This window comes from Tsukamurella sp. II2bb (genome assembly GCF_057815145.1).
This window is the reverse complement of the sequence record NZ_JBYPZI010000004.1, coordinates 348,741-371,333: the sequence shown is the minus strand read 5'-3', so window position 1 is coordinate 371,333 and position 22,593 is coordinate 348,741. Positions and strand designations below refer to the sequence as shown.

Annotated in this window: 25 protein-coding genes; 14 read left to right on the top strand and 11 right to left on the bottom strand. The window is 70.8% G+C overall.

What is annotated here, in order from left to right; all coding sequences use genetic code 11:
* Positions 1-1,129 (top strand): serine/threonine-protein kinase (locus AC21LY_RS12385; protein ID WP_489046774.1); only part of this gene is annotated, 1,129 nt, incomplete at its 5' end.
* Here the strand turns inward: AC21LY_RS12385 and AC21LY_RS12380 are convergent.
* Positions 1,118-2,302, bottom strand: a complete 1,185-nt coding sequence (locus tag AC21LY_RS12380) for a benzoate/H(+) symporter BenE family transporter (protein ID WP_489046773.1) — start codon at positions 2,300-2,302, stop codon at positions 1,118-1,120. The two genes, AC21LY_RS12385 and AC21LY_RS12380, sit on opposite strands and share 12 nt — an antisense overlap.
* Before the next feature lie 22 nt (positions 2,303-2,324).
* On the opposite strand from AC21LY_RS12380, the gene AC21LY_RS12375 reads away from it, so the two are divergent.
* The gene (locus tag AC21LY_RS12375) at positions 2,325-2,837 is read left to right on the top strand and encodes a helix-turn-helix domain-containing protein (protein ID WP_489046772.1); all 513 of its coding nucleotides are present in this window, start codon (positions 2,325-2,327) and stop codon (positions 2,835-2,837) included.
* On the opposite strand, the gene AC21LY_RS12370 is transcribed toward AC21LY_RS12375, so the two are convergent.
* Positions 2,834-3,391, bottom strand: a complete 558-nt coding sequence (locus AC21LY_RS12370; RefSeq protein ID WP_489046771.1) for a hypothetical protein — start codon at positions 3,389-3,391, stop codon at positions 2,834-2,836. The two genes, AC21LY_RS12375 and AC21LY_RS12370, sit on opposite strands and share 4 nt — an antisense overlap.
* Before the next feature lie 131 nt (positions 3,392-3,522).
* On the opposite strand from AC21LY_RS12370, the gene AC21LY_RS12365 reads away from it, so the two are divergent.
* Both AC21LY_RS12365 and AC21LY_RS12360 read left to right on the top strand, forming a co-directional pair.
* Entirely contained in the window at positions 3,523-4,656 is a 1,134-nt protein-coding gene (locus AC21LY_RS12365) for an alkaline phosphatase family protein (protein ID WP_489046770.1), read from the top strand.
* A 118-nt stretch (positions 4,657-4,774) separates the two neighbouring features.
* Positions 4,775-5,950: an acyltransferase gene (locus tag AC21LY_RS12360; protein WP_489046769.1), complete on the top strand. Its 1,176-nt coding sequence runs from the start codon at positions 4,775-4,777 to the stop codon at positions 5,948-5,950.
* Positions 5,951-5,990: 40 nt separating this feature from the next.
* Here AC21LY_RS12360 and AC21LY_RS12355 read toward each other — a convergent pair whose 3' ends face one another.
* On the bottom strand, positions 5,991-6,518 hold the full coding sequence (locus AC21LY_RS12355) for a TetR/AcrR family transcriptional regulator (protein ID WP_489046768.1): 528 nt from the start codon (positions 6,516-6,518) through the stop codon (positions 5,991-5,993).
* 155 nt (positions 6,519-6,673) lie between these two features.
* Here AC21LY_RS12355 and AC21LY_RS12350 point away from each other — a divergent pair, with 155 nt between their 5' ends.
* Positions 6,674-7,591, top strand: coding sequence for an SDR family NAD(P)-dependent oxidoreductase (locus AC21LY_RS12350; protein ID WP_489046767.1), 918 nt, complete (start codon positions 6,674-6,676; stop codon positions 7,589-7,591).
* Here the strand turns inward: AC21LY_RS12350 and AC21LY_RS12345 are convergent.
* A complete protein-coding gene (locus AC21LY_RS12345) occupies positions 7,525-8,550 on the bottom strand; it encodes an EamA family transporter (RefSeq protein WP_489046766.1) in 1,026 nt (341 codons plus the stop codon). The two genes, AC21LY_RS12350 and AC21LY_RS12345, sit on opposite strands and share 67 nt — an antisense overlap.
* Before the next feature lie 195 nt (positions 8,551-8,745).
* On the opposite strand from AC21LY_RS12345, the gene AC21LY_RS12340 reads away from it, so the two are divergent.
* Positions 8,746-10,938, top strand: a complete 2,193-nt coding sequence (locus tag AC21LY_RS12340; RefSeq protein ID WP_489046765.1) for an AfsR/SARP family transcriptional regulator — start codon at positions 8,746-8,748, stop codon at positions 10,936-10,938.
* A gap of 10 nt (positions 10,939-10,948) precedes the next feature.
* Positions 10,949-11,725 carry a hypothetical protein gene (locus tag AC21LY_RS12335; protein ID WP_489046764.1) on the top strand — a complete coding sequence of 259 codons (777 nt, stop codon included), beginning with the start codon at positions 10,949-10,951 and terminating at the stop codon, positions 11,723-11,725.
* Here AC21LY_RS12335 and AC21LY_RS12330 read toward each other — a convergent pair.
* The 5 genes from AC21LY_RS12330 to AC21LY_RS12310 all read right to left on the bottom strand — a co-directional run bounded on the left by AC21LY_RS12330 (position 11,630) and on the right by AC21LY_RS12310 (position 15,315).
* Complete coding sequence (locus tag AC21LY_RS12330) at positions 11,630-12,475, bottom strand: hypothetical protein (RefSeq protein ID WP_489046763.1); 846 nt, start codon at positions 12,473-12,475, stop codon at positions 11,630-11,632. The two genes, AC21LY_RS12335 and AC21LY_RS12330, sit on opposite strands and share 96 nt — an antisense overlap.
* On the bottom strand, positions 12,472-13,077 hold the full coding sequence (locus AC21LY_RS12325; protein ID WP_489046762.1) for a hypothetical protein: 606 nt from the start codon (positions 13,075-13,077) through the stop codon (positions 12,472-12,474). The genes AC21LY_RS12330 and AC21LY_RS12325 overlap by 4 nt, the downstream gene beginning before the upstream one ends.
* Entirely contained in the window at positions 13,074-14,201 is a 1,128-nt protein-coding gene (locus AC21LY_RS12320) for a protein phosphatase 2C domain-containing protein (protein ID WP_489046761.1), read from the bottom strand. Before AC21LY_RS12320 ends, AC21LY_RS12325 begins: the two co-directional genes overlap by 4 nt.
* A 12-nt stretch (positions 14,202-14,213) precedes the next feature.
* The gene (locus tag AC21LY_RS12315; protein ID WP_489046760.1) at positions 14,214-14,879 is read right to left on the bottom strand and encodes a vWA domain-containing protein; all 666 of its coding nucleotides are present in this window, start codon (positions 14,877-14,879) and stop codon (positions 14,214-14,216) included.
* A gap of 82 nt (positions 14,880-14,961) precedes the next feature.
* Positions 14,962-15,315, bottom strand: a complete 354-nt coding sequence (locus AC21LY_RS12310; protein ID WP_489046759.1) for a hypothetical protein — start codon at positions 15,313-15,315, stop codon at positions 14,962-14,964.
* Positions 15,316-15,587: 272 nt separating this feature from the next.
* Here AC21LY_RS12310 and AC21LY_RS12305 point away from each other — a divergent pair, with 272 nt between their 5' ends.
* Complete coding sequence (locus AC21LY_RS12305) at positions 15,588-15,959, top strand: helix-turn-helix domain-containing protein (protein ID WP_489046758.1); 372 nt, start codon at positions 15,588-15,590, stop codon at positions 15,957-15,959.
* Positions 15,960-15,990: 31 nt separating this feature from the next.
* Here the strand turns inward: AC21LY_RS12305 and AC21LY_RS12300 are convergent, their stop codons facing one another.
* Positions 15,991-16,590 carry a TetR/AcrR family transcriptional regulator gene (locus tag AC21LY_RS12300; protein ID WP_489046757.1) on the bottom strand — a complete coding sequence of 200 codons (600 nt, stop codon included), beginning with the start codon at positions 16,588-16,590 and terminating at the stop codon, positions 15,991-15,993.
* A gap of 74 nt (positions 16,591-16,664) precedes the next feature.
* Between AC21LY_RS12300 and AC21LY_RS12295 the strand changes: the two genes are divergently transcribed.
* Both AC21LY_RS12295 and AC21LY_RS12290 read left to right on the top strand, forming a co-directional pair.
* Entirely contained in the window at positions 16,665-17,924 is a 1,260-nt protein-coding gene (locus AC21LY_RS12295; RefSeq protein ID WP_489046756.1) for an MFS transporter, read from the top strand.
* 80 nt (positions 17,925-18,004) lie between these two features.
* Entirely contained in the window at positions 18,005-18,301 is a 297-nt protein-coding gene (locus AC21LY_RS12290; RefSeq protein ID WP_489046755.1) for a YciI family protein, read from the top strand.
* Positions 18,302-18,432: 131 nt separating this feature from the next.
* Here the strand turns inward: AC21LY_RS12290 and AC21LY_RS12285 are convergent, their stop codons facing one another.
* Entirely contained in the window at positions 18,433-19,029 is a 597-nt protein-coding gene (locus tag AC21LY_RS12285) for a helix-turn-helix domain-containing protein (RefSeq protein ID WP_489046754.1), read from the bottom strand.
* Between the two features lie 174 nt (positions 19,030-19,203).
* On the opposite strand from AC21LY_RS12285, the gene AC21LY_RS12280 reads away from it, so the two are divergent.
* The 4 genes from AC21LY_RS12280 to AC21LY_RS12265 all read left to right on the top strand — a co-directional run bounded on the left by AC21LY_RS12280 (position 19,204) and on the right by AC21LY_RS12265 (position 22,506).
* Positions 19,204-20,337: an aryl-sulfate sulfotransferase gene (locus AC21LY_RS12280; protein ID WP_489046753.1), complete on the top strand. Its 1,134-nt coding sequence runs from the start codon at positions 19,204-19,206 to the stop codon at positions 20,335-20,337.
* The gene (locus AC21LY_RS12275; RefSeq protein WP_489046752.1) at positions 20,334-21,671 is read left to right on the top strand and encodes a uracil-xanthine permease family protein; all 1,338 of its coding nucleotides are present in this window, start codon (positions 20,334-20,336) and stop codon (positions 21,669-21,671) included. Before AC21LY_RS12280 ends, AC21LY_RS12275 begins: the two co-directional genes overlap by 4 nt.
* Positions 21,672-21,912: 241 nt before the next feature.
* Positions 21,913-22,158: a hypothetical protein gene (locus AC21LY_RS12270; RefSeq protein ID WP_489046751.1), complete on the top strand. Its 246-nt coding sequence runs from the start codon at positions 21,913-21,915 to the stop codon at positions 22,156-22,158.
* Positions 22,159-22,212: 54 nt separating this feature from the next.
* Positions 22,213-22,506, top strand: a complete 294-nt coding sequence (locus tag AC21LY_RS12265) for a ribbon-helix-helix domain-containing protein (protein ID WP_489046750.1) — start codon at positions 22,213-22,215, stop codon at positions 22,504-22,506.
* The last annotated feature ends 87 nt before the right edge of the window (positions 22,507-22,593 follow it).

The following is a 22,593-nucleotide window of genomic DNA, read 5'->3' as shown; positions in this document are numbered from 1 at the left end:
AGTCAACGGCGAACCCCTCAACGCCGTCCTCAGCCGCCTCGGCCACCTCTCCCAGGCCCAAGCACTCGACCTCCTCGAACAAACCGGCCGCGCCCTCCACGTCGCCCACACCGCCGGCCTCGTCCACCGCGACGTCAAACCCGGCAACATCCTCATCACCCCCACCGGCCAGGTCAAGATCACCGACTTCGGCATCGCCAAAGCCGTCGACTCCGCACCCGTCACCAAAACCGGCATGGTCATGGGCACCGCCCAATACATCTCCCCCGAACAAGCCTCCGGCGAAGACGCCACCGCCGCCTCCGACGTCTACTCCCTCGGCGTCGTCGGCTACGAATGCCTGACCGGGTACCCGCCGTTCGCGGCGGAGACCGCGATCGCCCTGTGCGTCCAGCACATCCGGGAGGAGCCGCCCGCGCTGCCGGCATGGGTGCCGGGCCCGGTCGACGAGATCATCTCCCGCGCCCTCGCGAAGGAACCGAGCCGGCGGTTCGCCGACGGCGGCGAGCTGGCGGAGGCGATCGCGCGGATCACGGCACCGTCGGCGCACACGTCCCGCAGCCGTCGCGCCGCAGCGGACGCACCTACCCGGCTCCGCGATCAGGCGGCGTACGCTCCCACTCGGCTCCGCACCGTCGAGCGCCGTCCGAGCGGACCGGCCGAGACGACCCACCGGATCGATCCGACCGCGCAGACCCACCCGCCCACCGATCGGGGACGGCGCCGGCGATCGCTCGCGGCCGCCGGCGCGCTCGGGATCGCCGCGCTCGCCCTCGGCGGCGCGTTCCTGCTGGGCGACTCGGGCGACGTGGGCACGGAGAACAGTGCCGTGCCCACGTCCGAGCACCCGGGGGCGCCGCCCGTGCCCCGGACCATGGCCGATCGCCCCACCGACGCGCGGATCCATCCGGCACGTCCGGTGCGTCCGACGGACCCCACGCGGCACACCACGACCACCACCCGGTCCACGTCTCCGACATCGACCACGACCACACCGACCACGTCGACGACGACCACGACGACCTCGACCTCGACGTCTCCGACGTCCACCACCTCGACGACAACGTCGACCACCACGACTGCCACGACGACGACGTCGTCCGCACCGGAGGCGGAGTCACGCGTCTGACGACCGCCCGGCACCGAGGAGGACGTGGACGGCGATCCCCGCCACCAGGCCCCAGAACGCGGCACCGATGCCGGCCACCGTCGTCCCCGACGCCGCGACGACGAACGTGACCGCCGCCGGGACCCGCGTGGACTCGGACGCCATCGCACCCGCGCAGGCGGCGGCGAAGGCCCCCACCAGGGCAACGCCGGCGACCGCCTGGATCACCCCGTCCGGCGCCGCCAGGACGACGGCGGTCAGGCCCGTACTCACCACGCCCAGTATGAGATTCGCGGCACCTGACGTGACACCGGCGATCCAGCGGCGCGACGTGTCGGGTCCCGCGTCGGGGCCCGCGGAGAGCGCCGCGCTGATCGCGGCGAGGTTGATCGCGTGCCCGCCGAAGGGCGCACCGAGGACGCTGCCGACGCCGGTCACGACGAGCGACGGCCGCCACGGCACCGAGTACCCGTAGGTCGCGAGCACCGCGGCACCGGGGATGTTCTGCGAGGCCATGGTCACGATGTAGAGCGGGAGCACGACGCCCGTCAGCGCCTGGAGGGTGATCGACGGGGTCGTCCACTCCACGTGCGGGACCAGTTCGGCCACCGCGGGCACGGCGTCGTCGTGCAGCAACGCGACCACGATCACGACGAGCGCGGCCACGAAGGCGAGCGGCACCGCCCACCGCGGCCGCAGCCTGAGCAGCACCAGCCACACCACGAGCACCGGAGCCACCGCCCACGGATTCCTCGCGACCGCGGTGACGGGCGCGATGCACAGGGGAAGCAGTACGCCCGCCAGCATGGCCTGGGCGATGGGGGTCGGGATCCGCTGCACCCAGCGCGCGAGCGCCGGCCACAACCCGGTCAGCACGAACAGGACGCCGCACACGACGAACGCACCCACGGCCGCCGGCCAGCCGCCCGCGACCGCACCGGTCGTGGCGAGCAGCGCCGCCCCGGGCGTGGACCACGCGCTGATGATCGGCATCCGGTACCGCCACGAGAGCAGCGCGGACGCCGCACCCATCGTCACCGTCACCGCGAGCAGGCCCGACGCCGCCTGACCGGGCGTGGCCCCCATCGCGCGCAGGCCGGCGAGCACCACGGCGAACGCGGAGGTGTACCCCACCAGCGCCGTCACGACGCCCGCCCCCACCGGCACCATCGTTCCGTTCTCAGAACGTTCCATGAACAGAACGTAGCATGGCACCATGCCCTCCCCCGACGTCGGCCGGCGCCTCCGCGAGCTGCGCGCCGAGCGCGGGCTCAGCCTGTCCGAGCTCGCGCGCCGCGCCGGCGTCGGGAAGGGATCACTGTCCGAGATCGAGGCCGGCGGCCGCAACCCGACGGTCGAGACGCTCTACGCGCTGTGCTGCCCGCTCGACGTGCCGCTGACGGCCCTCGTCGGCGAATCCCCCGGCGCGCACAGCGTCGCCGACGGCGGCATGCGCACCGTCCTCCTGTCCGTGCGCCACCTGCCGCACGTCACCGTCGAGGTCTTCCGCCTGGAGTTCCCCGCCGGGTCCGACCACGTCTCCCCCGGGCACGGCCCGGCGGTCCGCGAACACCTCACGGTGGTCGACGGTGCGCTCACCGCCGGCCCGGTGGGCGATGAGGAGACCGTGCGACAGGGGGATTCGCGGAGCTGGACCAGCGACGGACCGCACCGCTTCGCCACCGTCGACGGCGCGGAGGCGGTCGTGGTGATCACCACGCCGCGCTAGAAGGCCTGCACTCCCGCGGCGCTGACGACCATGCCGTGCCCGGTGGTCCGGTGCGTGAAGGCGGTGCCGTACTGGTTCGCGACGATGAACCAGCCGCGCGCCGTGTACGTCTTGTAGTCCAGCGTCACCGGGTCGACGACGCCGAGAGTGCCCAGCACATAGGTGATGTCGCCACCGCTGGTGACATTGACGCCGTTCGCCTCGTCACCGGACTCGGTGCGCGGCCGCGGCTGATCGAAGACGAGCTGGCACCCGGCGCTGCTCTCGGTCACCTGACACCGGGTGCGGCCACTGCGAGTCTGGATGAAGGTGTAGCCGTTCCCGTTCTCGGGCAGGACGATCGCCGTGGCGGCCGCACTCGACGGCGGCGCGCTGGTCGTGGTCGACGGTGCCGTGGTCGTCCCGGGCGCGACGGGTGCGGGCGTGGCGATGCCCGGCCCGACGCCGCCCTTGATCACCGTGACGCCCGCGCCGTTCCCGGAGACCGTGGCGGAGCACCCCGCGAGGAGAGCCGAACAGCCGGCGATCACCACCGTCAGAGCTCGTGCGCGCATCCGGGACCTCCGCATCATCAACCACTCCAGCCTCAAGAGTAGACTTCGATCCCTCTCGGCGCACCAGTGCGGCCGGCGCAGGTTGCGGCCGATCCCCTGTCAACCGATCGCGCCGACGTTACGATCACGGCATGACCGGCATGCTCTCCGACGTATTGCCCTCGGTCTGTTCCGCTTTCGGCATCGCCGTCGACAACCCACTCGGCGTCACCGTCGAGCGTGACGTGGTCCTCCTCCTCGTCGACGGGCTGGGTGCCGAGTTGTTGCGTCGCCACGCCGACCAGGCCCCGACCCTCGCGGGGCACGTGCGCACCACACTGAACGCCGGCTTCCCCGCCACGACGGCCACCAGTCTTTCGAGCCTCGCCCTCGGCGCGCCGTGCGCCTCGCACGGCATCGTCGGCTACAGCTTCGGCGTTCCCGACGAACACGGGCGGCGCCTGTTCAACTCGCTCCGCTGGACCATCGACGGGGCGAGCGGCCCGGACGCGCGCGACTCGCACCCGCCGCGCGAGGTGCAACGGCGGCGCAGCCGGCTCGAGGACCTCGCGGACGCGGGCGCCGAGATCCACTACGTGGTGCCCGCGTACCAGCAGTCCTCGGGCCTGACCCGGGCCTCCTTCCGGGCGTCCGGGATCCTGCACGCCGCCTCCACCCTCGACGAGGTCCGGGAGGGAGTGCTCGCCGTCGCCCGGCACGACTCCGCGGTCCGACGGTTCGCGTACGCCTACACCGGCCTGCTCGATGCGGCCGGGCACGTGCACGGACCGGGCTCGCCCGAATGGCTCGGGGTGCTCCGCGCCGTGGACGCGATGGTCGCGGACCTCCTCACCGACCTGCCGCGCACCTGCACCGTTCTCGTCACGGGCGACCACGGGATGATCCAGGCCGACTCGCTGGTGAACCTCGACGCCCTCCCGGAGCTGCACCGCGGCGTCAGGATCATCGGCGGCGAGGCGCGGGTCCGGCACGTGTACCTCGCGCGCGGGCACCACGTCGACGACGTCCGGGCGCGGTGGTCCGAGACCCTGGGCGCGCACGCCCGGGTGACGACCCGCGAGCAGGCGCTCGACGAGCAGTGGTTCGGACCGACTCCGCCGAACCCGGTGATCGCGCACCGCATCGGGCACGTGCTGGCCGTGGCCGAGGGCCGCTCGGTGCTGGTGACGCCGAGCCAGGAGCCGATGGAATCCCGGATGCTCGGCCACCACGGCGCCTGGACCGTGGACGAACAGGCCATCCCGCTCATCACCTCGATCGCCTGAATCGGACACCGACGAGGTCCCCCTTGTCCGATTCTCCGGTTTCGGTCCCGTAGAATACGGACAGATCGCCAACAGCCCGGGGTGAAAACGCTCAGCCCTGCAACAACACACCAGGGTGGTGCCCGCCATCGAAACGAAGAAGCTGCCGCAGGTCGCCGCACCGGAGACGTCACCGGCGAAGCCGAAGCGCGAGCAGACCGCGGACCTGACGCGGGTCCTGTTGTTCCTCGGCGTCGTGGTGGCCCACTGCGTCACCACGATCAACTACACACCGGATGTGATCCGCCCGACGGGCGCCGTCTCCGCCGCCCTGCACATGACCCGGTACGGCTTCGTCGCCGTCACGCTGTTCGTGCTGGTCCTGAGCATGCGCGGCCGCACGATGACGGCCCGGGAGTTCTGGCGCAAACGGTTCGGACTCATCGTGGTGCCGTACCTGGTGTGGACACTCACCTATTCGGTGACCGACCACCTCCTCGACGACGGCGACCCCTTCCCCTCGTTCTGGAGATGGCTGGGCGACCTCGGGCGCACCACCCTGACGGGCGACGCGAAGTACCAGCTGTACTTCCTCCTGATCTCCATGCAGATCTATCTCTTCTTCCCGGCGCTGCAGAAGCTCTCCCGCCGGCTCGCCGGGCACCCGTGGGCCGTGCTGCTCACGGCGGGCGCGATCCAGCTGGGCTTCTTCGCGTTCTACCAGTACACGCCGAGGCCCCCGGGGCAGCCCTGGGAGACGCTGTTCAACCACATGTGGAAGCTCCTCCCGATGTACGTGCTGTTCGTGGCGATGGGCATGCTCGCCGCGCAGCACTACGAGAAGGTGGGGCCGTGGCTCCGCTCGCACGCCCTGCGGCTGGTCGCGGCCTGCCTCGCGGCGGGCGCCTTCGGCCTGGTGATGTACCTCCGCGCGACCGAACCCGGGGACGTCTCCGACGCCACGACCGCGGCCTGGAACCCGTGGTACCTCCCCTGGTACGTGGCCGCCACGATCCTGCTCTGGCTCCTGGCGATGATGTGGGACGACCTGCGCGCCTCGGGCCGGCCCGTCGGCGAGCGCGCCGTCTCCTATGCGACGGTGCGCGCCTTCGGCGTCTTCGCCGTCCACCCGCTCATGCTCGACATTCTCGACAGGGTGGGATTCTTCGACCTGCTCAGCAGCTGGTTCCCCGCGTCGGCGGTCCTGCGTACGGCGACACTCGCGGTGGTCGTGCTGGCGATGTCGCTCGCGTTCGTCGACGTGGTCCTGCGCACGCCCATCAGCCGGTGGGTGGTGGCGCGCGACCGGGTCTGACCGGCTCAGTGCCAGGTCGACGGTGCTCTCCGGGGCACGGTCACCGTCGGCCCGGCGAGATCACGGCGTGCACGAGGAGATCGAGGTCGCCGCCCGCTTCATCACCCCGTTCCGGCAACGGGCCGAAGGCGGCATCGGCGAGAACGGAGCCCAGCACCAGGCGCGCGGCGGCCGAAGGATCCACTGCGGGCCCGACCTCGCCGCGCGCGTGCGCGCGGTCGACGACGTCCTGGAAATGCGCGTGCGTCGGCTCGAGAACGGTGGACCGGAGAAGCGCGGCCAGCTCTGCGTCGTGGGCGGCCTCCCCGCAGAGGATCAACAGCGCCTGGCGCGCCCGCCCGGCGAAGATGCGCTGCTTCTGCTCCAGTATCGCGCGAACGTCACCCTCCACCGAACCGGTGTCGAGATGATCGGCGGCGCCCCCCGTCAGACGCTCGGCCGCAGCGAGGAGGAGCTCCCGTTTCGACGACCAGCGCCGATAGATCGTCGCCGTGGAGACGCCCGCGCGTCGCGCCACCACTGCGGTCGTCAGCCCCGCGTAGCCTCGCTCGATCAGCACATCGAGCACCGCATCCGCGATCGCGGGACGGAGACTCGGGTCCACCGGCCGCCCCGGCGCCCGCGCTTCCCCAGTATTCACAGTCGTCATCCTAGACGCGCCTATTATGAAACTGAGCAATTCTATAATAGGTTCGTGAGCCACCGCCTCGACGAAGGAAGACCATGAGCACGATCGTGATGACCGGCGCAACCCGAGGGATCGGGCGCTTCGCCGCCGAGCGGATCGCTTCGGCATCGCCGGACGACCACCTCGTCGTCCTGGCGAGAGGACGGTCGGGGCGGGAGATCTGCTCAGTGCTACGCCGGACTGGCGCCTCCGTCGACCTGATCGAGGCCGACCTCCTGTCCCGGGCGAGTATCCGCGCCGCGGTCGACGATCTTCGCGCACGCCTCGATGCGGGCGCGGTGCCGCCACTGCGCGCACTGATGTTGAACGCCGGCGCCCAGTTCACGAACAACCGCACCGAGAGCGCTGACGGCATCGAGGCGACGTTCGCGGTCAACGTGCTGGCCAACCATATCCTGGTCCGCGGCCTCCAGGACCGTTTGGTCGCACCGGCGCGGATCGTGATCACCGTGAGCGACACACACTTCGGGGACCTGCGCCACAACCTCGCGATGGTGCCCGGCCCGCAATGGAAGGATCCCGAGGTCCTCGCCCGGCCCGGCGCCTTTCCGAAGCCGTCGAGTACCACCGCGGGCCGGACTGCGTACTCGACCAGCAAGCTGGCGGCCATCCATCTCGTGCACGAGTACGCCCGCCGGATCGGTCCCGGGATCGACATCGTCGGCTACAACCCCGGCCTGGTGCCCGGCACCGAGCTCACGCGCGATGCCGACGTCTTCTCGCGGTTCGCGATGCGCCGGATCATGCCCGCCCTCGCCCGAACCCCCCTCGCGTCGACTCCACACACAGCGGGATGCCGGCTCGCCCGGCTCGTTCTGGGTGAATCGGCCGCGCCTACAGGTGGATACGTCGATCGTGATCGCGTGGCACCGTCGTCGACGGAGTCCTACGATCCGACCCGCGAGCGACGCCTCTGGGACGTGCTCGAAGGGCTCGCAGGCGTGGGCTCGTGACGGATGCGCCCCGTCGAACCCGCAGTGCCCGCACCGATGGGCACGGCGGCCTCGGGGGTCGTCGGGGCGAGCGCGAGGATGGCGAGGACGCAGGCGATCACGCCGAGTCCGATCCAGCCCGCAGGGCCGAGCCGTTCGCCGACCACCAGCACCGCGAGGACCGCGGCGACCGCCGGTTCGGCGAGCGTGACAGTGGTGGCGGTGGCGGCCGATATCCTGCTCAGTCCGTAACCGAAGAGCACGTAGCCGGCGAACATCGGGATCAGCGCCATGTACCCGGCCACCAGAAACGCCTCCCCGGTCGCGACCAGAGGAGCACCCGTGAGGGCGAGGACGGGCAGGAGCAGCGTTCCACCGGCGCCGAAGACGGCTCCCATCGCCGCGCCGCGGTCGACGCCGCCGCGCATCAGGTCCTGGGCGACCCACGAGTAGATCGCGTACGTCGCCCCGGCGACGAGCCCGAGGACGACCCCGGCGACGGGATGGCTCGGCGCACCGGATTCATGGCCACCGCCTGCGGACAGACATAGCAGAGCGCTGCCGACGATCCCGAGGGCGGCCGACAGCATCCACCACCGGCTCAGCGCGCGACGCTCGACGAGCTTCTCCAGCAGCCCCGAAGCGAGGGGCGCCGAGGCCAGCGAGACCACCGAACCGATCGCGACGCCCGCGAGGTGCATGGAGCTGTAGAACGCCAGCGGGTACACCGCGACGGCCAGCGCGCCCACGGCGACGTGACCGCGACGGCGCCACAGGGAAGCTCGGGATCGACTCAGTGCCGGGATCGCGATGACCGCCTGGAGGAGCCCGCCGATGCCCAGCGCTGCGGCGCCGATCGCCAACGGCCCGGCGTCCGGTGCGAAGGTGGCCGCCGTACCCGTCGTCCCCCACAGCACCGACGTGACGGTGACCGCGGCGATGCCCGCGGCGCGTCCCCCGCCCATGCGTCCCCCGCTCACGCGGCGTCCGCGATCGCGGCGGCGATGCGACGCCGCCCCCGTACCCGTCCCGCCATCCCCACCTCCGACCCGACTGGATGAGTCAGCGTACCGAGCGCACGCCGACTCACGCTGGCGGAGCACGCATGACGGCGGGAGCGACGCGGGTATCGTCGGCCTTCCGAAGACGACGGCGAACAGCGGCGAGGGGGGCGAGTGGCATCGCGGAGACCACAGCCGACGGTCACGTTGTTCGGACGAACGGCACTGGTCCGGCCGGACGGGTCGACGGCGCCGGTCGCGGCGGGTCGCCAGGCCGCGCTGATCACCGCCCTTGCGACGCGCGCCGGCGCCCCCGTGACCATCGAGGCGCTGGCGGAGGCGATCTGGGGACCCGAGCCGCCCGCTTCAGCCGTCACCACGGTCCACGGGCTCGTCGCGCGGCTGCGCCGCCTCGCGGAACCCGATCACGAGGACGACGCACCGTGGCGATCGATCGTGTGGACCGGTACGGGATACCGCCTCACCTTCGACACCGACACGGCGCGGTTCGAGCGCGAGGTCGTCGCCGCCCTCGCCGTGGCGCGCGACGACCCCTCGGCGGGGTGCGCGGACCTCGAGGCAGCGCTCCGCCACTGGGCGGGAGATCCGTTTCCGGATGCGTCCGACGACGTGGCGGCGTCGGAGGCCCGCCGGCTCACGGACCTACGGACGACCGCACGGCTGGAGTGGGCTCGATGCTGCCTCGCCATCGGAGCGCACGGCACCGTCGGGCTGGAACTGCGACGACTCCTCGAGACCGAGCCGTACCGCGAAGACGTGGCGGCCGCGCTCGCGACCGCACTGGCGCACACCGGACGGCGCAGCGACGCGTTGGAGGTCCTCCGTGCCACCCGCGCGGCGCTGCGCAGCGATCTCGGCATCGATCCGTCAGGGGACCTGACCGCCCTCGAACAGCGAATCTTGAGCGGTTCCGAGCCCGGAGCCGAGTCACCGGCGCGGGCGGCCTCCGATGGCGGGACACCCGCCGCGTCCGCACTCGCGGAAGCCCGTGCGGCGCTGCGCGTCGGTGCACTCGGCGAGGCCGTCTCGTGCGCCGAGCGGGGTTTCTCGCTCGACGCGGATCCTCGGACACGCGCCCAACTGCTCCTGGTCACGGGCATCGCGCAGCGCCGCCGCGGACGACTGGAAGAAGCCGAGGCCGCGCTCGCAGCCGGCGTGGACGCGGCGGAACTGGCGGCGGACCCCGACCTGATGGCGCTCGTGGCGGCGGAGGCGGTCCCCATGGTCGGCGGCTTCTGGTCCACCTTCGCGGCGCCGCTCACGAACGCGGGCGGCCTCACGGCCCGCGTGCTCGCCCGCTCCGCCGAGGTGTCCGCGCCCGCGCGGTCCCGGCTCCTCGCCGGCGAGGCCGTCCGGCGTGTGGCCAGTGGAGAAGCCGGAGCTGCGGAGTACGCGGACCGCGCGTTCGCCGACGCGGTCGACGAGCAGAGCCGGACGCACGCCGGCATCGCCCGGATCCTCGCGCACTGGCGCCCCGACAACATCGACGACAGACTCCACCTCCTCGACGAGCTGCGGGCGGCGGCGAGTCCGGACACCGCCGCCACCATCGCGCACCTGGATCGGGTCCTCTTCCTCGAGGCGGGCCGGGTGATCGAATCCGACCGCGCATCCCGGCGGTTCGCCGAGCTGGCCCGCACCCGGCACGACGCCGACCTCCTGCTCCTGCATCGGTGGTGGACCATCGGACGGATGGTGCTCCGCGGACGGTTCGCGGACGCGAGAGCCGCGGCCGCCGATGACGACGGGGCCGTCACCCCGTTCGGCACGGCGGCCCGCGAGAGCGCGATCGCCGCGATGGAGGGGCTCATCGCGTGGCACTGCGGCCGGCTCTCCACGGTCGTCCCCGCTGCCCTGGATCTCGCGGACGACGTGCACGGGGAGTTCCTGATGCTCGTCGCCCTGGGCCGCGCGGAGGCCGGCGACGTTCCAGGCGCGCGAGCGGCGCTGACCGCGGCGACCCGCACCGACGTCTCCGGTCCCCTCGCGATCTCGCGCACCGTCATGCACGCGGAGACGCTGGTCGCCCTGCGCGACGCCGACGGCCTGCGTCCCCTGGCCGACCAGCTGCGTCGCTGGTCAGGCAGGTTCCTGGTGCTGTGGCCCGGCGACACCTGCCTCGGTCCCGCGGACCTGTACCTCGGCACGGCACTCGCCGTGATCGGCGACCCCGCGGCCGAATCGCTCCTGCGGGGTGCCGTCGCCCAGGCCGAATCCATCGCGGCCGCCCCTTTCGCGGACCGCGCCCGGCGACGGCTGCGTGAACTCAAGGCCGGAGATCTCCGAGCACGCGGTCTCCCGCCGGCGCCAGCGGCGAACCAGCGGCGAACCAGCGACCACTTCTAGCGTCATCCTGGTGAAGACGATCGACAGCCTCGACACTGCACCTCTGAACGTGATCGCGCGGTGCCGCACGGTGCGTTCCGCCGCGATCGTGCTCGGGCTCGCGGGACCGCTCTGTCTCCTCGGCGGACTGCTGCACCCCATCGTGGACGGGCACGCGCACAGCCACGCCGCGCTCGCCACCGACCACCTGGTGGGCTCGCTCGTGCTACTCACGGGCACGATCGCCCTCGTCATCGGCCTCCCCGCAGTGGTACCCACGCTGGCCCCGGCCCTCGGCCGACTCGGAGCGGCGGGCGCCGCGCTCTACCTGGTCGGGAACCTGCTCGCCGCGCTCCCGCACCTGATCCTGATGGGTTTCGTCGTGGGTGACCTCGCGGTTCGGCACCCGGCCGCCCTGTCCGGCGACGACAACCTCCTCGACTCCCCCGGGTTCGCGTCCGAACAACTCGCCACGGGACTGCTGGTGCCGATCGGTCTGTTGCTCATCGGCATCGCGCTCGTTCGTGGACCGCTGCGGCTCGCGGGTGCTCTCGCGCTGGCGGCCGCGCCGGTCATGTTCCTTCCGATCCCGACGATGCCGATCGTCACGGCCCTGCAGATCGAACTGCTCCGGGGCAGCGTCGCGATGCTGCTGGCCTTCGCCGCGTGGCGCGGGGCATCGTCTGACGCACCCGCCGCACTGAGGGACGGCTCAGGTGATGGTCGCGAGGACGTGCGACCACGCCGCGGGAAGCGGCCGCGACGTGGGGACCGCGGTCAGGGCGTCGGTGATGAGCTGTCGCAGTAGGGGCGGGGTCCACGCCGGAATCGATGTGGGCGAACGCACGTGCTGTTCGCCGGCGAGGAGTTTCAGCGCGAGGAGCCCGAGTTTGAACGCATCCGAGTAGATCGTCGACGTCTGCTCCCCCGCGGGAACCTCCCACGTCGGACTCTCGACCGGCGGCAGGGCGAAGCGGCCGCCGACACCCATCGAATCGGTATCGATGAAGTACGAGTAGGCGGTGTCCCCCTCGAAGGCGAACAGCAGGTTCGGGGGCGCGATATCGCCGACCACCACGCCGATCCGATGCAGGAACGCCAGATTCTCGGCCACGGACCGGATGAGAGCGAGGCGCTGCGGCAGCGGTACCACTAGTCCCCAGCCGTAGAGGATGTCGTGGTGGTTGAGCAGGTGTTTGACCTGTGCCATCCATCGCGCCGGCTTCCCGCGGGGCGAGACGTCGATCCAGAAGCGGGGCGGGATCTTCGGCATGACGAAGCCGACGACGACGCCACCATCGGCGACGGTGCCGCAGTTCCAGGACGAGATGCTCACCAGATACCGGGCATCGTCCGGATGGAGTCCGCGCAGGAAGTCCGGTGCCGCCGCGAGGACGTCGACATCGAGGGAACGGAGGTGCTGCGGCTTGTACTCCTTGTACACCATCTCCGGGGAGAATCCGGTGCGGATACCGGGTGCGGTGTACACCGTGCCCTGCCCGCCGGACCCGATCCGGTGGAGGGTACCGAGGTCGGACTTCCGCAGCGGCGCCGTCACGTCGGGCACTCGTTCTTGAACGCTCTGTACGCGTACACCTCGTCATTCGAACCAACGAATATGGATGGACTCCACTTCAGAGTCTTGAACTTCTTCTCGAAATCCGGGTGGGTGAGTGTCCAGAGTCCACGCGGAATCTCGAGCGATGAGTACGGGTTTTGGCGCGAGTCGATCGTGGTGACTTGCTTCGTGTCGACGGGCTTCTCGGCGGCTTCATAGACGTTGTGCTTGTACGTCACAGTGCTGCAGAAGTCCTCCACCTTGCCCTCGTTGTAGACGTAGAAGCCACCCGCGACCAGCGCGATCACGACCAGGATGAACACGAAGCCGCCGGACGACCCGCTACCGCCGTTGTTGGCGGGCGGCGCTGCAGGTGGCGGGCTGGGCACGACCGGCTGGGGCTGCGCCGACGGTGCCGGCGCGGGCGGCGGTGCGGCAGCGGGTTGCACCGCGGCTGGCGCCGGCGGCGCCGGATTCGCCGCCGGCGACGGATTCGCCGCCGGCGACGGATTCGTGGCCGGCAGCGGATTCGTAGCGGGCGGGGCGGGCGATCCCCCGCCCCGTAGGACCGTCGGGGTGTACGGATCGTCGGGGTCGATCATCGGCGCTCGGGCTCCTGGCGGCACCGGACGGCGACGAGGGTCCGGTCGTCGTCGAAGCCCTCGCGGGAGAAGTCGAGGGCGTGCGCGAACTCGGTCGGCGACGGTGGCGTCGGACGACCGAGGAGCCCCCGGAACAGGTCCCCGACACCTCCGGTGCCGCCACCGAGAGGGTCGCCGAAGCCGTCGGTCCCGATCAGCAGGACCTCGTCGGCCTCGATCGTGATGACGTGACCGGCGACGGTGTCGGGCCGGCGTGGCAGGCCGGAGACGGCCGACGAGGTGATCCCGCCATCGTCGGCGCGCTTACCGCCGAGCACCGGCTCGAAGATGCCGCCTGCGCGCAACACCCAGGCGCCGGAGTCCCCGATACCTGCGAGCTGCGCAGACGCCCCGTCGCCCTCGGGGTCGACGGCCGCGACGACGAGCGTGGTCGCGAACAGCCGCTCGACCTCCGCGAGGTCCGGCGCGCCGTCTGATTTCAACACGTTCCTCGCCTGCGCCACGAGGGCGTACGCCGCCTCGTGGACGAGTTCGTCCCAGTCGATCCGGTCACCGACGCCGGGGGCGTGCGTGACGATCCACTGCACCGTCTGCCGGACGACCGCCGTGGACGCGACATGGGCGTGCAGTGCGCTCGACACGCCATCCGCGACGGCCACCACGACCCGCCCAGACGGCAGTGCGTGCACCGCCAGATCGTCCTGCCGGGGCGCACCGTCGTGCCGGTGCACGTGCCCACGCAGGGATGCGGCGCGCACCGTGAACTCGTCGGTGCTCCATCCGTCGACGACGGTGTCCGGCCGGTACGGCTGCGAACGGTACTTCTCGGCGGTCGGCTGCGACTCGACCATCGGCGAGGGATCGCCGACGATGACCGGGTCGATCACCCGGGTGCCGAAGACGGCGGCGACCGTCGGAGGCACCGATAGCGGTCCCGACGGGCCGGCGGACGGGGCCGCACGCGGCACTCCGGTTTCTGGCCCGGCACCCTGTCCAGGCGCCGGCATCGGCCGGCGCGCGGTGCTGTAGTCGCTCGCCTCGGGTGCCCAGGCACCGTCGGAATCGGGATACGGCGCCTCCCGCTCGCCCAGGAGTCTCCGCGCCCTGTCCAGTCGTCTCCCCATGATCGCCCCGGGTCAGATCAGATCGACCGCGAGGGAGAAGCCCTCGGGCTTCTCCAGGTCCAGCTTGGCCCGGCCCTCGGCGAGAGCCTGCCCCGAGCTGACCACCGACTGGGTCAGGTTCACGATGAAGTTGTGCAGCGCCTCGGCCGTGGACATCTTCGTGTCCGCCACCATCGCATGCTCGCGACTGGTCGCGACCTGCACGATCGTCGCCGGATCCGCGTCTCCGATCCCGAATGCGAGAATGTTCGGCCGCTCGGCCATGTCGAGGACGGCCTGCCGCGCCGAGAGCCAATCGTCGCCCTCGTTCGGCCAGCCGTCCGTGAGGAAGAACACTGCCGGCCGGTTGACCATGTAGCCCTGCGCCTTCAGGTTCGGGATGTCCACCGAGAGTCGGTAGCCGATCTGCTCGAACGCCGCCTTGAACGAGGTCAGTCCCCGCGGGGCCAGCGTCGGCATATCGGGGAGAGTCCGCAGATCCGACGGCTCCAGATGGGTGTAGGCGGTGTCCGAGAACCCGAGCACCGAGAAACGGATCTTGGCCGCCGCGAAGGACTCGGACTGCATCGAATCCAGCAAGCCGTTCAGCCCGTTGTTCAGTTCGTCCATGTGTGGTGCCATCGATCCGGACTCGTCGGCGACGAAGTAGATCGGTAGGACGGTGCCCTTCGGCTCCATGACGGTTCTCCTCCAAGATGGGTGTGACTGATGATTCGTCGTCGGCGCCGCGGAGAGTCTCCGCTGATCCGCGCCGGCGGGTTCAGGCGTCCGGCGGGAACTCGCCGTGGAAGTGGATGATCGCCTTGGACGGACCCACCACGTTGACGCTGGGCGTGGCGTCGTAGTACGTGTTCCGCACCGTCTCGTCGATCTTCTTCTGAATCGCCGACTGGAGATCGTTCGGGTCGTCGACCTCGACCTGCTCCACCAGATTCCGGATCTCGCGCGCCGGGTTCTCGCCGGCGGCGAGGGCACGACGGAACTCGGTCATCTTCGCCGTGAAGGCTGCTTCCGCGCGCCGCTTCTCCTCCTTCTCCTTCGACGAGTTGACGAGCCAGGCGATGCCGCCGCCGACGAGCAGGACGAAGATCAGGAACTGCTCCACGTCACGCACCCGCCCCGACGATCGTCGGCGAGCTCGCCTGCACCACGGTTGCGCACCGCACCACCGCCGGGCCGCTGATACCGCGACATACCTCTGCCATCGTTGTCCCCCTCCACCTGGAACGCGCCTCCACCCGGAACGCGCCGGATTTGCTCCGTTTGACGCGACCACGAGCCGTCCGCGACGCCACCGGATACTAGTCGATTTTAGCCTAATTGATTATAGTCTGGTCGAAAGCGCTCTGGTTGAAGCCGGTCGAATCCGCTGTAGTGGGTGGCGCCATGACGCCTCCGCCTACGCCGAAACCGCCGCTGGACGACACGCTCGCCGCGTTCGGCGCGCGGATGAGAGCCCGGCGCGAAGAGCTGGGGCTCTCCCAGGAGGAGGCCGCCGAGCGGGCGACCATCCACTCGTCGAACTTCGCCCGGATCGAACGCGGCCAACAGAGCCCGCGCGTTCAGCTGTTGGTCCGAATCGCAGACAGCCTCGAGACCACGCCCGGCGCGCTCCTCGACGACCTTCCCTTGCCGCCTCCCGTCTCCGAGAACGACCGTCGGGCCACGCGCATCCATCGGCGACGGGAATCCCGGGGCGGTCCGGACTGGACCGTCGCCCCACTCGGCACGGTGCAGAGCAAACCCGACCTGCACTGACCTCGCCCGGCACGGGCGTGCCGGCTTTCAGCTACGGAAGCGGATCCGGCCAGGCCCGCGCGGCGACGGCGGCGATCGCCTCCAGCTCGGCGGTCGGCACACCCTCCCTCGCCCTCGCAGCCAAGGAGTTGAGAGTTCCGGTGGTGAACCGGGCGAGGGCGAGGGCGTCCACGTCCGCCGGCAGCAGCCCGAGCGCGATATCACCCCTGATCCGGTCCGCGAGCATCCGCGTGCTGAAATCCCTTATTTCGCGGAGCATTTCATGAATCTGCGGATCCGTCGTGCCCGCGTCGCCGGCCGCGACCAGGCAGCCGCGTGGCAACTCGGTCCGGGTGTATCGAGCCGGCGCCTCGTGCAGCATGCGCAGTGCCGCTGACCGGGCGGTCGACTCCTCCCACAGCGCTCGCTGCATGTAGCCGCCGTACTCGTCCTCGTACCTGCGGACCGCCTCGGAGAACAGGGCGCGCTTGTCGCCGAACGCCCGGTACAGACTCGGTGCTTCGATCCCCAACCGTTCGGTGAGGTCGCGGATCGATGTCGCCTCGAACCCGCGCTCCCAGAACAACCGGATCGCACGATCGAGCGCGTCCTCGCGATCGAAGGAACGCGGTCGGCCCCGAATAGTGTCCACAACGCAATTCTATAGCGATCGATACGGAACGTGCTAGCTTCATTCCGTAGCAGTCGTTACAGAATGGAGCGGGCATGCCCACGAACCGACACCGATCCGGCAGCACCATGCCGATCGCAGTACCTGTCCTCGGATTCGGCATCTTCGCCCAGGGCACCTCGGAACTGATGCTCGCCGGGCTGCTCCCCCAGATCGCCGCGGACCTGCAGCTGTCGGTCGCGAGCGCGGGACTGCTCATCTCCGGGTTCGCGCTCGGCATGGTGATCGGTGCGCCCGTCCTGGGCCTGATCACGCTCGGCCGCTCACGCCGGGGATCCCTGCTCGTCCTGAGCGGAATCTTCGCCGGGACGCACGTGCTCGGTGTCGTCGCCCACGACTATTCGGCGCTGCTCCTCTCCCGATTCGCGGGGGCGTTCGTGTACGCAGGATTCTGGGCGGTGGCGACCGCGACCGCCGCGGCCCTGGCACCCACCGAGCGACGCGGGCGCGCGATGAGCATCGTCGGCGGCGGACTCACCGCGGCCACGGTGATCGGCCTCCCCGCCGGCACCTACCTCGGGCAACATGCGGGGTGGCGGGCGTCCCTCCTCGCCGTGGCGGCGCTCACGGCGGTCGCCGCGGCCGCCATCGCCGTCACCGTCCCGGCCGCATCCGAGCGCATCGTCGCCGACAGTGCCGCCCCCGGCCCCGTCGGACAGCTGCGAGCCATGCGCAACGCGCGGCTGTGGTTGTCGTACCTGCTCAGCGCGACGTCGATCGCCGCGCTCCTGAGCACGTTCGGCTACCTCGGTGTGGTCCTGACGCGCGCGACGGGGATCGCCCCCGAGACCGTGCCGATGGTGCTGACCGGGTACGGGATCGGCGCCGTGGCGGGAATCGCGCTCGGCGGCCGACTCGCCGACGAACGCCCGACGGCAGCCCTCACCGTCGGTTTCGCGGCCCAGGCCGTGATCTCCGCCGGTCTCGCTCTCCTGCTGCACCATCCGGCGTCGGTGATCGGCCTCACCGTCGCACTCGGGGCCGCCGGGTACGTCACCAAACCCACGCTCAACTCCCGGGTCTTCAGCCTCGCCCCCGGAGCCCCGACCCTCGCACCGGCGTTCACCGTGGCGGCGTTCAACAGTGGCATCGCGTCCGGACTCTGGCTCGGCGGCCTCGCCCAGGAGGCGACCGGCGACTACCGCTCACTTCCCCTCGTCGGCGCCTGCCTCGCGGCGATGACCCTCGTCCTCCTCGGGGTCGATGTCGTCGCGGCCCGGCGCGCATCGTCGCGGCGTCGTTCGCCTCGCACCTCCCCCGACGGGGGCGACGACAGGCTGGGCCTTCCGGCCTGAGATGGACGCCGGAAGTCGAACCCGTTCCGCTGATCCACCGTCCCCGCGTGACGGTCCGACGAGCGGCCTAGGCTGCGTGCATGTCTCCCGAGTGGGTTCCGCACTTCCTGCTGCTGTACACGTCGACCGACGAGGCCCGAGCGGGCATTCCGGCGGTCTTCCCGGCGCACAGCGCCTACGCCGACCGGTTCCGCGCGGAGCATCCGGGTGCCCTACTGATGCTGGGACCGGTCCCCGACGCCGCGTCCGGCGAGTTCGGCGCCCTCGGGGTGTTCACCAACCGCGACGCCGCCGAGCGGTTCGCGGCCGCCGACCCGTTCGTCACCGAGGGAGTTGTCACCTCGTGGCAAGTACGCACCTGGCTTCTCGCCCCCTGAGCCTCGCCTCCCCGACCAGGGCAAACGGCAGACAGCGCCCCGCCTGATCCGTTCCCGACGCTGACGTCGGTCAGATGGCCGGACGGCCGCGCGCCCGGCTCGCCGACGGTGCCGCCGCCGACGTGCCGCACTCATCGGGCGCGGTTGATCCTCCGGTCCTCGGCGACGGTCATGAGCACCACCTTCGTGTCATCGGTGACCCCGCGCCACCGATGCGCAGCGCCGGCCGCGATGTACAGGCTGTCGCCCGGGTACAGCTCCTCCACCTCGGGCGGCTCGCCGACGGTGACCACCGCGGCCCCGGCGACCACGTACATGATCTCGTCGTGCGGATGCCGGAATTCGCGGTCGTCGTCGGCACGACCGGTGAACTCGAGGGCCCGCAGTGCGCGGTGCCCGTGCACCAGGGAACGGACGCGCACGGCATCGCCCGACGGTGCCCCCTTCGCGACGATCAGCGACGGATCACCGGCGCGGCAGACCGCCGCATCGTCGACGTCCGCGCTGGCGAGCAGCTCGGTGGCGGTCGTGGAGAGCGCGTCGGCGATCGACTGCAGCGATCGCAGACTCGTGTTGGTGCGTCCGTTCTCCAGCTGACTGAGGAAGGACGAAGAGAGCCCGGTCCGTGCCGAGACTGCGGCAAGCGTCAGCCCCCGGTCGGCGCGCATCGCCCGGATCGCGCCTCCGAGCTGCGCGGAATCGACCGTCGGGCCCCGTTGCTCCGTCATCGTTCCTCCCTCGCGCGCCGTCCCGTTCGGCCGGTGTTCGCATCACGGTGAGCGCAACCCCGGCAGGAGCTGGCGCACTGAAACTTCATCTGTATTGAATATTCAGTAACTCCGCCGCAACGTGGCCGAGGCTGAATATTCAGCAACCGCGCTCCCGATCCTATGAGGTACCCGATGGAACAGAACACTCTCAAGCGCCGTGGCGCCGGCCTCATCGGCCGCGACCCCGAGCGATCCGCCGGCGGCTACACCCTGTACGCCCCGCTCAGCGGCGACGGCACCGTACATCTGGTCGACGAGGCCGGCGTCGAGGTGCACCGGTGGAACCTGCCGCACCGCCCGGGCCGGCACGCCCGGCTGCTCCCGGACGGCAGCCTCGCCTACAACGGCAATCTCGTCGGCAGCGGGGAGACACCCGCACTCTTCGACATGTGGCGCAAGTACAGCGGCGGATCGATGGCCCGCTACGACCGCAACGGCGCATTGCTCTCCGAGATCATCGACCCGCTGCAGCACCACGACGCCCACCACCTGGACGACGGCCGCATCCTCTACGCAGCACTCGAACCCCTGACCGGCAACCGCGCCCGGGCGGTCCGCGGTGGCCACCCCGGCACCGAGGCGATCGGCCCCGATGGGACGCCGACCGTCTACGCGGACACCATCAAGGAGGTCGGCCCCGACGGCGAACTGCTGTGGTCCTGGAGCGCCTTCGACCATCTCGACGTGCTCGATTTCCCGCTGCAGCCCCACTACTGGCGCGAGCACTGGCCGCTGATCAACAGCGTGCAGCCGCTCGGCGACGATGCCGTGGTCGCCAGCCTGCGCAGCGTCTCCGCCGTGGTCGTGATCGACCGCGCGACGGGAGACGTCCGCACCGTCGTCGGTCCCGAGACCGTGGCCCAGCAGCACCACGCGACCCCGCTCGAGAACGGCAACATCCTGATCTTCGACAACGGCACGTTCCGCCACGGTGAGTCCGTCACCTACAGTCGCGTGATCGAGGTCGACCCCGCCGACGGCTCGATCGCCTGGCAGTACACCGACAGCCCCCTGGAGGCCTTCTTCACGCCCTTCATGGGTGGCGCGCAACGGCTGTGGAACGGCAACACCCTGATCACCGAGGCCGCGTTCGGGCGGCTGTTCGAGGTCACCGGGGAGGGGCGCGTGGTGTGGGAGTTCGTGGTCCCGCAGTTCTCGGCCTACCCCGATCCGGCGACGCGCGAGGTCTTCCCGGCCGTCGGCAACGCCGTCTTCCGCGCCTACCGCTACCCCGCGGCGCAGGTCCGGGCCTGGGGACTGGTGTGACGCGCGCGCAGATCCCCGTCGACGGTGCCGCCGCCGAGCCCGGCACCTCCGCGGTCGACGAGCGCCTCGGCTGGCGCCTCACCCTACCGATGGCGGCGCAGCACGTCGTGGTGATGATCGCCGGACCCATCGCGACGGTGTTCCTGATCGGCGGCACGCTCCACCTGCCGGAGTCGACGGTCCGGGCGCTCCTGTGCGCGACGCTGCTCGCGTGCGGCGTGGGCACGATCCTGCAGTCCGTGGACCTGCCGGGCTGGGCCGGCCTGGGAGCGCGACTCCCGTTCGTGATGCTCCCCGGCGGTGCGGCGGTCGTCCTGTTCCTGCAGATCGCCGTGGCGTCGGGTCCGGCAACCGCGACGGGCGCCGTGCTCCTGACCGCCGTCCTGGGCATCGCCCTGGCGCCCTTCGCCGGGCGCATCGTGCGGTTCATCCCGCCCGTGGTGATCGCGACGATGATCGTGGTGATCGGTATCAACCTGGTGAAGGTGGCGTCGGGCCTGATCGCGGGCGATACCGGCAAGCCGGGCGTGGCCGCGATCGCCTTGGCCGGCGCGACGATCGGCGCCACCGTGCTCCTGCAGCGGGTCCTGCCGGCGGGGTGGCGGCGCGGCTCGGTGCTCCTCGGCATGGCCGTGGGCACCGCGCTCGCCGCCGCCACCGGACACGTGACCCTGCGCACCGGCACCGGCCTCGTGCAGTTGCCTGAGCTGTTCCCGTTCGGCACGCCCCGGTTCGACCTCCTGGCGGCGGTTCCGCTGCTCATCTTCGGGATCGCGTCGATGGCGGAGGCCACGGGCCAGACGCTGCTCAACGCGCAGGTGGTGGGCGCACGGATCGACACCGGCCGGACCGTGGGTCGCGTGATCCGCACGGACGCGGTGACCTCGCTGTTCGCGGGCGCGTTCGGCGGCCAGACGATGATCACCAGCGGCGAGAACATCGGGATCGTGCGGGCCACCGGCGTGCGCAGCAGGTACGTCACCGCCGCGGCGGGCGTGATCCTCGTGGTCGTGGCGTTCGTCGCGCCGCTGGGCAGACTCATCGCCTCGGTGCCCGGCCCCGTGATCGGGGGTACGGCGGCCTATGTCTTCGCGATGATCGTGGTAGCCGGGCTGCGCATGTTCGGACCCGTCGACATGACGGACGATCGGACCTTCGTGATCGCCGTCGCCGGACTCACCGCAGGCCTGCTGCCGATCCTCGGACCCGGCCTGTACCGGGCGTTCCCGCAGGCCGCACGTCTCGTCCTGTCGAGCGGCGTGACCATGAGCGCCGTGGTCGGGATAGTGGTGGCCGCGCTGTTCACGATCGGTGGGCGACGCCGCACGGGGTGAGCGCAGCATCGGCTGCGCAGTGCCCCTGGTGACCAGGCCGACGGGGCCGTTGGCCCGGTCACCGGGGCCATCGAACGTCGTCGTCGAGTACCAGCTCAGCTCGACCCGCGTGGTGGCGACTGCGACGCAGCCGTCCAAGTGACGTCCTCGGGCTCCATTAAAGTCGCTTGCACTTACCAATAAGTCGCATACATTTGTTGCTTGCGGGTCAACGACAGCGCCCCTCGCCCACGGAAGCACCGTGGAAAAGATCACCGCCATCGCCGCACACCCCCGGATCACCGTTCTCTCAACGCCGTCGCCCCGGCTCGAAGCCCTCCTCAAGGTCGGAGCAATCGACCCGAACGAGCCGAACATCGAGGTCATCATGGACACCGTGAACGACGAGGCGTTCCACGCGATGATGCTGCGTATGAGTACCGTGCAGGTCGCTGGTATCGCGGCCTACGTCGATCTCGACCGCATCGCCGGGAGGCAGCGGCGGTAGCAGTGACCCCGGTCGGGCAGAGCCCGGCCAGACAGCACCGGAGGTGCGTTAGCAATGGCAACCAGGACGAAGAAGCTGACTGACAAGGACTACGCCGAGATGGCCGCCGACTACGCGGCCAACCCGCTGACACCCGACGACATCGCCGGACCTGTCGAGGTCACCGGGAACACGCTGAAGATGGGCCGGCCGGTCAAGGGCACCGAGAAGCGTGGCCATACGCCCTCCACCACCGTTCGACTCCCCCGCGAGGTACGTGAGGAGCTCGCGAAGCGAATGGAAGCCGACGGCGTGTCCGCCAGCGAGATCGTTCGACGCGCACTGGTCGAGCATTTCGCGAACCACTGATTCGGACCGCGCCCGCGGCCGCCCGACCCGATAGCGGCCCACGACCAGGAGACCGGGACTCGTTTTATTCGACGGTCCTATAGATGT